Origin of the sequence: Protofrankia sp. Cr2, from assembly GCF_963555885.1 — a bacterium.
Lineage (GTDB): Bacteria > Actinomycetota > Actinomycetes > Frankiales > Frankiaceae > Protofrankia.
In genome coordinates, this window is sequence record NZ_CAUVXG010000057.1 from 18,857 (window position 1) to 28,800 (window position 9,944).

At 68.9% G+C, this 9,944-nt stretch carries 7 protein-coding genes; 2 read left to right on the plus strand and 5 right to left on the minus strand.

Annotated features, from left to right (window positions below; all coding sequences use genetic code 11):
• From U9978_RS20025 to U9978_RS20035, 3 genes are all read right to left on the minus strand, one after another.
• A partial coding sequence (locus tag U9978_RS20025) for an acyl-CoA dehydrogenase family protein (RefSeq protein ID WP_322762674.1) occupies positions 1 to 1,101 on the minus strand: 1,101 nt, incomplete at its 3' end.
• A 205-nt stretch (positions 1,102 to 1,306) separates the two neighbouring features.
• The gene (locus U9978_RS20030; RefSeq protein ID WP_322762675.1) at positions 1,307 to 2,716 is read right to left on the minus strand and encodes a DUF2786 domain-containing protein; all 1,410 of its coding nucleotides are present in this window, start codon (positions 2,714 to 2,716) and stop codon (positions 1,307 to 1,309) included.
• Positions 2,717 to 2,859: 143 nt separating this feature from the next.
• Positions 2,860 to 5,085, minus strand: coding sequence for an ATP-dependent RecD-like DNA helicase (locus tag U9978_RS20035; RefSeq protein ID WP_322762676.1), 2,226 nt, complete (start codon positions 5,083 to 5,085; stop codon positions 2,860 to 2,862).
• A 273-nt stretch (positions 5,086 to 5,358) separates the two neighbouring features.
• On the opposite strand from U9978_RS20035, the gene U9978_RS20040 reads away from it, so the two are divergent.
• Both U9978_RS20040 and U9978_RS20045 read left to right on the plus strand, forming a co-directional pair.
• Positions 5,359 to 7,362, plus strand: a complete 2,004-nt coding sequence (locus tag U9978_RS20040; RefSeq protein ID WP_322762677.1) for an NAD-binding protein — start codon at positions 5,359 to 5,361, stop codon at positions 7,360 to 7,362.
• Positions 7,363 to 7,411: 49 nt separating this feature from the next.
• Positions 7,412 to 7,969, plus strand: a complete 558-nt coding sequence (locus U9978_RS20045) for an RNA 2'-phosphotransferase (RefSeq protein WP_322762678.1) — start codon at positions 7,412 to 7,414, stop codon at positions 7,967 to 7,969.
• Between the two features lie 103 nt (positions 7,970 to 8,072).
• Here U9978_RS20045 and U9978_RS20050 read toward each other — a convergent pair whose 3' ends face one another.
• Entirely contained in the window at positions 8,073 to 9,221 is a 1,149-nt protein-coding gene (locus U9978_RS20050) for a cysteine desulfurase family protein (RefSeq protein ID WP_322762679.1), read from the minus strand.
• Positions 9,222 to 9,226: 5 nt separating this feature from the next.
• Positions 9,227 to 9,944: HesA/MoeB/ThiF family protein (locus U9978_RS20055; protein WP_322762680.1), on the minus strand; the 718-nt coding region annotated here is incomplete at its 5' end.

The window sequence follows — 9,944 nt, forward strand, 5'->3', positions numbered from 1 at the left end:
GTTGGAGCCGGCGTAGATCCGCTGCACTCGGCCGTCCCGCCACAAACGGGCGATCTCGTACTCGTTCATATAGCCGTAGCCGCCGAACAGCTGCAGGCAACGGTCAACGACGTCGCACTGCGTGTCGGTCGTCCACTGCTTGAGACCGGCGGCGTCGACGGCGCTGAGCTCGCCGTCGAGGTGTGCGCGCACCGCCGTGTCCACGTATGCCTGCGCAACGTCACACAAGGTCTTCATCGCGGCGAGCTCGAACCGCGTGTTCTGGAACGAACCGATCGTCGTCCCGAACGCCTTGCGGGTACGCACCTGCTCCACGGTCAGCGCCAAGGCCCGCTTCATGATGGCCACAGCGGTGACACCCGCGCCGAGCCGCTCCGTTCCAAGGCTCTCCATCAGGTGGTAGAAGCCACGGTTCTCCTGCCCGAGCAGGTTCGACACGGGCACCCGCACCTCGTCGAAGAACAGCTCAGCGGTGTCCTGCGCCTTCTGGCCGATCTTGTCGAGCTTGCGGCCGCGGCTGAAGCCCGGTGCATCCGCATCGATGACGAGCAGGCTGATGCCACGGTGACCGGCGTCCGGGTCGGTCTTGACCGCAGCGACCACCTTGTCGCACAGCAGCCCGTTGGTGATGAACGTCTTCGAACCCGACACGACATAGCTGTCACCGTCGCGGCGCGCGGTCGTGCGGATCGCCTTCACGTCCGAGCCGGCACCGGGCTCGCTCAGCCCCAGCGCCCAGATGATGTCCCCGCTCACCGAGCCGGGCAACCAGCGCGCCTTCTGCTCGTCGGTGGTCAGCGTGATGATGTACGGCGGCATCACGTCGTTCTGCAGCCCAAAGCCGAAACCGACGGTTCCGGTGGCCCAGAACTCCTCCGCGAGGATCACGCTGAACCGGTAGTCGTCGACCCCGGCGCCGCCGAACTCCTCGGGGACCGACCACAACAGCAGACCCGCACGGCCCGCCTTGCGCCAGACCTCCCGGTCGACAACACCGGCATGCTCCCACTCGGTGGTGTGCGGGACGCACTCCTTCTCGAAGAACGTCCGTGCGAGCGCGCGGAACTCCTCGTGCTCAGGTTCGAACAGGGTGCGACGCACCAGACCAGCTCCTTTACGCTAGAGGACCGACAGGCACGCAATCACCGCTGCGCGCACGCGCCCGTGTGCCCAGGGGACGCGCTGGCCCGCGCCGGCCACGCCGGGAGCCGCCGTTCGCCAGCCAGCAAAGAGATCCTCTTATTAATTACACGATTTGGCAAGGTATCTCCACCAGCAGAGGACCGTCGGCGGCGCCGGCCGAGCATCATCCGGGCCGGGTGTCGGTCACCTCGGTGCGGGAGTTCAGGGATGCGAGCTCGGCCGCGGCCCGACCCGAGAGCCACCCCTCCCGGTCGTTGGCTGTCACCGGCCGCGACACGACTCCCGGGAACATCGTCTCGGTCGCCTCCCGGACGGTGTCATCCCGCGCGGCCAGGACGGGCAGGAGACGGTCCCGACCCGTTTCGGCGACCGCATCAGCCCCCGCCTTGTCGGTCGCGACCTGCAGCCGCTCGCCGATCCGGACGGCGAAGGCGGTGAGGAAAGACTGGCGGAACGAACGGGTCCGCGACCGCCCGTAGCGGTCCTGGCGGGAGCCTTCCCGCGTCATGGCCGTGGTCGCCTGCACCAACAGCGAGGTGTAGAGCAACTCGACGCCGTCGAGATCGGACTCGAAGCCGAGCACCGTGGCGAAACCGAGATGCTTCGTCCACACCGCCCGACAGCGATTGGCGCTGGCCACTTTGTCCAGCAGAAGCGCCTTGGGCGTCTCATAGGGATTGTCGACGCCGACCCGACGGCCGGTCGGTTCGTCGCGCGACCCGGTCTCGGCCGCCAGCAGGGCGTAGTCGATGCTGTGCCGGGCCATGAGCTCCTGGGCCTTCGCGGTCAGCGCCTCGGCCTCCTGCGCGAAGCCGGTCGACTCGGCCTTGGCCAGCAGCGCGCGGACCCGGTCGAGCATGCGCGCGTTGACCGTCCGACCAGCCGTTCGGTCGGGATGCAGCGTCCCGCGACGCGCGGTGCCGGGCGGCGGGCACAGCTGCGCGAGCGGGGGCAAAGCACCGATGATCCCGAGGACCGTCACGGCGCAGGTGACCACCCCAACCCGATCCTCGCCTTCGCGCTCGCCCCAGGCGTCCAGCCAGCCATCGTCATCGGCCCACCAGACGGTGGCTTCGACCGCCGCGAGCTGTGCCTCCCAGCGCTCGTCCACGGTGGATGCGGCATACCGACGCATCTGACCGGCGATCGCGTCGACCGTCATCCGCAGCTGACGCGCACCGCACTCCCGGCTGACGGTCCGCACGAGGTCCGCCGGCTGCCAGCCATTGTCCCACGCACGTTCCACCATGCGGTTCAGCCAGCCCACGAGTGCCCGGTCGACCAACCGCCGCCTGGCGGACCCGACCGGAGGTTCGGTCAACAGCACGATGCACCGGGACAGCTCCATGCCGTCCTGCGTGTGCTGTGCGTGCATGGCCGCGCTGACCAGCGCATCGGCGGTCTGTCGATCCTGCTGGTAAGCGTCGAAATCATGACGGGCCGACCGGAAGGCACCGGGACCAGGACCGGACGTGGGACCGGGACCTGGACGTGTACCTGGACCGGAGCCGGCGGCCCGGTCGTCGCGCGCCTGCTGCTTGGCTCGCCGCCGTTCGCGACTTCGACTTCCCATCGTTACCCCACAAAACCGAAGTGAATAAAAATGATCACGATCATGCTGACAAACGCCATGCCGGCAAACAGCTCTCCACCAACCGTCGAGGATATGGCCCGCATCCACGCCCGCTTGCTCGCACCTACACACCCACCAGGTGTTCAGTATTCGTCGGACATCCGTAGCCGATGGTCGAGAGCGGTATGACGGCGTCCGCTGCTCACCGTTCGGACAGCCTGCCCGATCGCCCGTCGTGACCCGACCAGGACCACCAACCGGCGGGCCCGGGTGACCGCAGTGTAGAGCAGGTTCCGCTGCAACATCATCCACGCACTGGTGGTAACCGGGATGACCACCGCCGGGTACTCACTACCCTGCGACCGGTGGATGGTCACGGCATAGGCGTGCACGAGTTCGTCGAGTTCAATGAACTCGTAGTCGACGTCCTCCTCCTCGTCTGTGCGCACCGTGAGCTTCTGTTCGTCGAGGTCGAGTGCGGTCACCACCCCGAGAGTTCCATTAAAGACGCCACTGGCGCCCTTGTCATAGTTATTGCGGATTTGGGTCACCTTGTCCCCGATCCGGAAGACCCGCCCGCCGACCCGGCGTTCGGGCAGGTCCGGGCGCGACGGGGTCAGTGCCTCCTGAAGCTGGACGTTCAGCGCCCCGGCCCCGGCCGGGCCCCGGTGCATCGGCGCGAGCACCTGCACGTCCCGGCGCGGGTCGAGCCCGAACTTCAGCGGAATGCGGCGGGCCACGACGTCGACGGTCATCCGCGCGGCGTCCTGCGCCTCGTCCGCGGCGAAGTAGAAGAAGTCGGACAGGCCGCGTACCAGCGGATGGTCTCCCTTGTTGATGCGGTGCGCGTTGGTCACGACACCGGACTCCTGCGCCTGACGGAAAATCTGGGTGAGCCGCACGTGCGGAATGGGCGTGCCGTCGGCCAGCAGATCACGCAGGACCTCGCCGGCGCCGACGGAGGGCAGCTGGTCGACATCCCCGACCAGGAGCAGATGCGCCCCGGGCGGGACCGCCTTGACGAGCTTGTTGGCCAGCAGAAGATCCAGCATCGACGCCTCGTCGACGACGACGAGATCGGCGTCCAGGGGACGGTCGCGGTCGTAGGCCGCGTCCCCGCCCGGTCGCAGTTCCAACAGCCGGTGCACGGTGGCCGCCTCATGCCCGGTCAGCTCGGCGAGCCGCTTGGCGGCCCGGCCGGTCGGCGCGGCGAGCACGACCTTCGCGCCCTTGGCGCGGGCCAGGGTGACCACCGAGCGCACGGTGAAACTCTTGCCGCACCCGGGTCCGCCGGTGAGCACGGCGACCTTCTCGGTCAGGGCCAACCGCACCGCCGCCGCCTGCGCCGGCGCGAGCTCGGCCCGGGTCCGATCCCGCAGCCAGGCCAGGGCGGCGTCCCAGTCGACCTCGACGAAGGACGGCATCGCGTCGCGCTGGGTCCGCAACAGCCGCAGCAGCTGGCCCGCCAGGGAAATCTCCGCACGGTGGAAGGGAACCAGATAGATCGCGGCGATCGGTTCGGCCGGGTCCTCCCCGGGGATCTCCTCGCGGACAACGCCCTCCTCCGCCACGAGCTCGCCCAGGCACTCGATCACCGCTCCGGTGTCGACCTGCAGGATCTTTATCGCCTCGGCGATCAACTGGTGTTCGGGCAGGAAGCAGTTGCCGTCCCCGGTGGCCTCCGACAAGGTGAACGCAAGACCGGCCTTGATGCGCTGCGGGCTGTCATGGGGAATCCCGACGGCCTTGGCGATCGTGTCCGCCGTCCGAAAGCCGATTCCCCACACGTCGGTTGCCAACCGGTACGGCTCTGTGCGCACCACGTCAATGGAGCGGTCGGCATACTGCTTGAAGATCCGCACCGCCAGCGAGGTGGACACCCCGACACCCTGGAGGAAAACCATCACCTCCTTGATCGACTTCTGTTCCTCCCATGCGGCTGCAATCGCCTTCGTGCGTTTGGGTCCGAGTTTGGGAACCTCTATCAGCCGTTCCGGCTCCTGTTCGATGACGTCCAGTGTGGCGACCCCGAAATGCTCGACTATCCGCTCGGCGAGCTTCGGCCCGATTCCCTTGATGAGCCCCGAACCGAGATAGCGGCGGATACCCGCAACCGTGGCCGGCAACACGGTCGTGTAATCCTCGACGTGAAACTGCTTACCGTACTGCGGGTGCGAGCCCCATCGACCGCGCATGCGTAACGACTCACCGGGCTGCGCACCCAGCAGCGCGCCCACCACCGTGATCAGATCACCCGACCGACCGGTGTCGACGCGAGCGACGGTGTAACCGCTCTCCTCGTTGGCATAGGTGATCCGTTCCAACACCGCTTCCAGCACCGATCCACGCCACGGCTCCACCGCTGGCATCCCGTGTGGTTCTCCCGTCCCGTGACCGCACCCGTGACCGCACCCACTCCCGGCCGGTGCCACCGACTCCGTCCTTCGTCGCCCTGGAGTATGCCCAGGGCGACGAACGCGTGCGCAGCCACGCGCCGCTCCGCATGCGCCGGTATACACAGTCAGATCCGCACGGTCAGGTCCGCACGGCCAGGTCCGCACGGCTGGGCCTGACCCGGACCGGGCACAGGGACGGCATACTGCGGCCAGAACGGCCGGGTCCAGCGTGCATGCGGAGGTGTGGTGAGGGTCGTGTCCGGCCATGCGTTCAGCCAGATCGTCTCCGGGCATGTCATCGTCTGCGGATTGAACGACCTGGGTTTCCGGATCGCCGAACAGCTGCACACCGCAGGGGTGGCGGTCGTCGTCATCGAGAGGCGCGACGTCGGTCCGCTGCGGCAGCGCCTTGAGCGGTGGGATGTCCCCGTCCTGGCCGACTCGGCTCATACGGGGGACGCGCTGCGGCAGGCGTCGATCGCAGGCGCGGTGGCGCTGATCGCCTGCCACGACATCGACCTCGACAACCTTGAGACGGCGCTGGTCGCCACCGAGATCGCCCCCGAGCTGCGCCTTGTCGTGCGGGTCACCAATGCCCAGCTCGGCGACCAGCTCGGCGCGGCCCTGCCCACCGTGCGCGTGCTGAACCTCGCGGAGAAGGCCGGCCACAGCTTCGTCGAGGCATGCATCCGCTCCGACGTCCGGCATGCGTTCCGGCTCGGGTCGGAGATCTTCACGGTGGTGGACGTCCCGGTCAGCGCAGCCGGGGCCTGCCGGCAGGTCTTCGGCAATCTGACACCGGTGGCACTGCGCAGACCGGGTGCGCGGCAGGTGGAGATATGTCCAAGCCGTGACACATTTGTCGCCCCTGGCGACCGCATCGCCCTGCTCGGCAGGCTGGCGGACTTCGCCGACAACGGCGTCCGGGTCAGCAGCACGGACGACGTCAACGCGCTGGCGAACCTGTCGGTAGCCCACACCGACCCAGCGTCAGGCCGTGCGGGCCGTGCGGGCCGTGCGGGCCGCCGCCGCCGCCCGCACGCCTGGATACGGGACCTCGCCGTGACCACCGCAGCCGAGTTCGACCGGCCGTTCCGGCTCGCCCTCGGCGCGGTGCTGACCATCATGGCCATCGGCACGCTGGTGCTGAGCCTGACCTATGCCGACAACGATCCGGTCGCACCGGCGGACTTCGGACCTCTCGATGCGTTCTATCTGACCGTCACCACCATGGCCACCGTCGGCTACGGCGACTTCAACTTCGGTGCGGCGACATCCTGGTTACAAGCATTCGGCATCGCTCTGATCCTCGTCGGCGCGCTGTCCATCGCGGTCGTGTACGCGTTCATCACCAATGTGATCATCAGTCGCCGCCTGGAACGGACAATCGGCCACGGACGCGCCACCACCGTACGTGACCACGTGATCGTCTGCGGACTCGGTTCGGTGGGGCTGGCCACCGTGGAAGGTCTCGTCACCGCCGGCCGGGACGTCGTGATCGTCGAACGGGACGAGAACAACCGCTTCCTTTCGGTGGTCCGCGACCTCAAGGTGCCGGTCGTGTTCGGTGACGCCACCGTCCGCGCGACCCTGATGGAGGCCGGACTCGCCCGGGCCACCACCCTCGCCGCAGTGACCAGCGACGACGTGGCGAACCTGGAGGCTGTGCTGTCCGCGCGGGAGGCATTCAACGATCATCACTCGGATCGTCGTCGCGCTGGCCGTCGACCACAGCGCCAGCAGCGGCGCGGACGCACGCGCCGGCGCCGGTCGGGGATCGACCCGGTGCGGACCAGCACCCCCGGATCCGATGGCGATGGCGAGCCCGGATTGCGGGTGGTGCTGCGCATCTTCGACACCACCCTTGCCGACGAAGCCGAACGCAGGTTCGCCATCCACACCGCCCGCAGTGCATCCGCGCTGGCCACCCCGTGGTTCGTCGGCGCCGCCCTCGACTACGAAGTGGTGAGCACCTTCTACGTCGATCGCGAGCCCTTCCTGGTCGCCCGGATCACCGTGGTCGCCGGCGGTGGCCTGGACGGCCCGACCCTGCAGGAGCTGTCGACCGGGACGCGGATGCTCGCGGTCGCCACATCATCCGAGCACGACGGCACCCCCGACCGCACGCCCAACTACCGGCCCACCCGCCACACTCGGCTGCGGCCAGGTGACGAGATCCTCGTCGTCGGCCCGACCGCACAGATCATCGACACCGTCAGCCGGAACCAGGCACCCCGCGTCCGGTCCTGACCGCAGGTGTCCGGTCCATGACTCGGATAGTCTGGACGTTATGGTAGATATGAACGCGCGTCGCGCGGAGCGGGTGTCACGCTACCTGTCCCGCCATCTGCGGCACGCGCCCGACGCCATCGGCATCGTTCTCGATACCGCTGGATGGACATCCGTGGCCGATCTGCTCGACGCCTGCGCCCGGTCCGGTTTCCCGATCAGCCGTGCCGAGCTCGACGAGGTCGTGGCGACAAGCGACAAGCAGCGTTTCGCTGTCGACGACACCGGGCGGCGCATCCGCGCCAACCAGGGCCATTCCGTGCAGGTCGAGCTCGGTCTGGCGACGACGACGCCGCCAGAGGTGCTCTTTCACGGCACGATCGGGTCCTTCCTGCCCGCGATCCGCCGGGAGGGACTGCGCCCGATGGGACGCCACGACGTCCACCTGTCCGCTGATTCGGACACGGCAGGACGAGTCGGTGCCCGCCGGGGCCAACCGGTCATCCTCACCGTCGACTCGGGCGCGATGCACCAGGCCGGCCACCGATTCCAGCGCAGCGCCAACGGCGTCTGGCTGGCCAGCCACGTACCGCCCGGCTTCCTCAACCTTCTGCCCGCGCAGCGGTAGGTGGAAGCGGCTGTCAGGACGACCGGAACCACCGCCCACTCCGGCTCCGCCTGCGCGGCGGTAGGTGAAAGCGGTCGTCAGAACAGCCGAAACCACCGACCCCTCAATCAGCGCGCAGGGAGCGGACGTGGTCGACGGCGGTGACGACATGGCCGACCGCGGCGTGCACCTCCTCGGCGGTGGAGGGGCGACCAAGGCTGAAGCGCAGGCTCTGCGACGCGGCGGTGGCACCCAGGCCCATCGCCGTCAGCACGTGGGACGGTTCGGTACTCGACCCCTGGCAGGCGCTGCCCGCCGATACGGCCACCTGCGGCATGGATGTCATGACCGCGTCGGCCTCAGCGTCGAGGAACCGCAGGTTCAGGGTGTTGGGCAGCCGGGTGACGGTCGGGCCGTTGAGCTCGACGCCGTCGAGTCTCTCGGTGAGCAGATGGTGCAGCAGCGCGGTCAGGCGGCGCAGGCGATCGGCGTCGGCGGCCAGTTCCACCGCGGCGATCGTCGCAGCCTGGCCGAATCCGACGATGCCGGCACTGTTGATCGTGCCGCTGCGCAAACCACGTTCCTGACCCCCGCCGACGATCAGCGGTGTCAGACGGTCCTGCAGTCGCCGGCTGGCCACCAGCGCGCCGACCCCCTTGGGGCCGTAGATCTTGTGTGCGCTCAGCACCGCGAGGTCGATCTCGCAGGCATCCAGCGCCACCGGAATCTTGCCCGCGGCCTGCGTGACGTCGCAGAGGAACAGGGCGCCGGCGCCGTGCGCGAGCTGGGCGGCCCGCCCGACGTCCGCGATCGCGCCGGTCTCGCTGTTGGCCGCCATCACCGCGACCAGCACGACATCCGACGACAGCGACACGGCCAGGTGATCGAGATCCGGGGTGCCGTCGGGCAACACCCGGACCAATCCGACCGTGCCCCCGTGGATGCTCGCGGCCCGCGCAGCCGCGGCCAGGACGGCCTTGTGTTCGGTGGCCGCCACCAGGATGCGACGGCGCGGGGAGCCGGCGCCGGCCAGGACGCCGCCGATCGCGAGATTAGCCGCCTCGGTGGCCCCGCTGGTGAACACGACGTTACGCCGGTTCGCCCCCACCAGCGCCGCGACCTGCCCCCGGGCCTGCTCGACGAGCCGGGCGACCGCGCGGCCCGCGACGTGACCGCTGGAGGCGTTCGCACACTGCTCGGAGAACAGCGGCAGCATCGCGGCCAGCACCCGCGGGTCGACCGGGGTGGTGGCGTTGTGGTCAAAGTAGATCATCGTCGTCAGCGTGGATCGTCGGTGCCACGCGGGCCGGGCAGACCCGCCCCGATCGGGGTCGGCTCCCGGCGGTGCAGCTGGTACACCTCCGACCGGTGTGCCCCGCAGTCGGCACAGTCCGGATCACGGGCCACGGCGAACGAGCGGAAGTCCATGTCCCACAGGTCGAAGGCGAGCAGCCTGGCGGTCAACCTCTCGCCGAACCGGGCGACCGTTTTGATCACTTCCATCGCGGCGAGGCATCCCACGGTGCCGGCGACCGCACCGAGCACCGGGAAACCGAGCGGGTCCCACTGCGGGTCTCCGTCGGCGAACACGCAGCGCAGGCACGGCCCGCCTACCGCGACCGTGAACAGCTGGGCCTCGGTGGTGTTCATCGCCGCGAAGACCAGCGGCACGCCCAGATCCAGGCACATCCGGTTGATCCGGAAACGTTCGGGGAAGTTGTGGCGGGCGTCGACCACCACGTCCGAACCGGCGACGAGACCGGGCATGTGCGGGTCGAACAGGTCGCGATCCCACACCTCGACCGTGACGTCGGGATAGTGGACCCGCAGTGTGTCGGCGGCGCAGGCCACCCGCGGGTCACCGACCCGGTCGGGTCGCATAAGCGTCTGTCGGTTGAGGTCGGGTATCTCGAGGGCGCCGGGATGCACGAGGACCAGCCGCCCGACGCCAGCCGCGGCGAGATAGGTGGCGACGGCGCCGCCCACCCCACCCACC

Excerpts from the sequence above, each read along its gene's own strand:
- U9978_RS20030 (WP_322762675.1), bottom strand. The coding sequence starts at position 2,716 with ATGGGAAGTCGAAGTCGCGAACGGCGGCGAGCCAAGCAGCAGGCGCGC.
- U9978_RS20050 (WP_322762679.1), bottom strand. The coding sequence starts at position 9,221 with ATGATCTACTTTGACCACAACGCCACCACCCCGGTCGACCCGCGGGTG.
- U9978_RS20045 (WP_322762678.1), top strand. The coding sequence starts at position 7,412 with ATGAACGCGCGTCGCGCGGAGCGGGTGTCACGCTACCTGTCCCGCCAT.
- U9978_RS20035 (WP_322762676.1), bottom strand. The coding sequence starts at position 5,085 with ATGCCAGCGGTGGAGCCGTGGCGTGGATCGGTGCTGGAAGCGGTGTTG.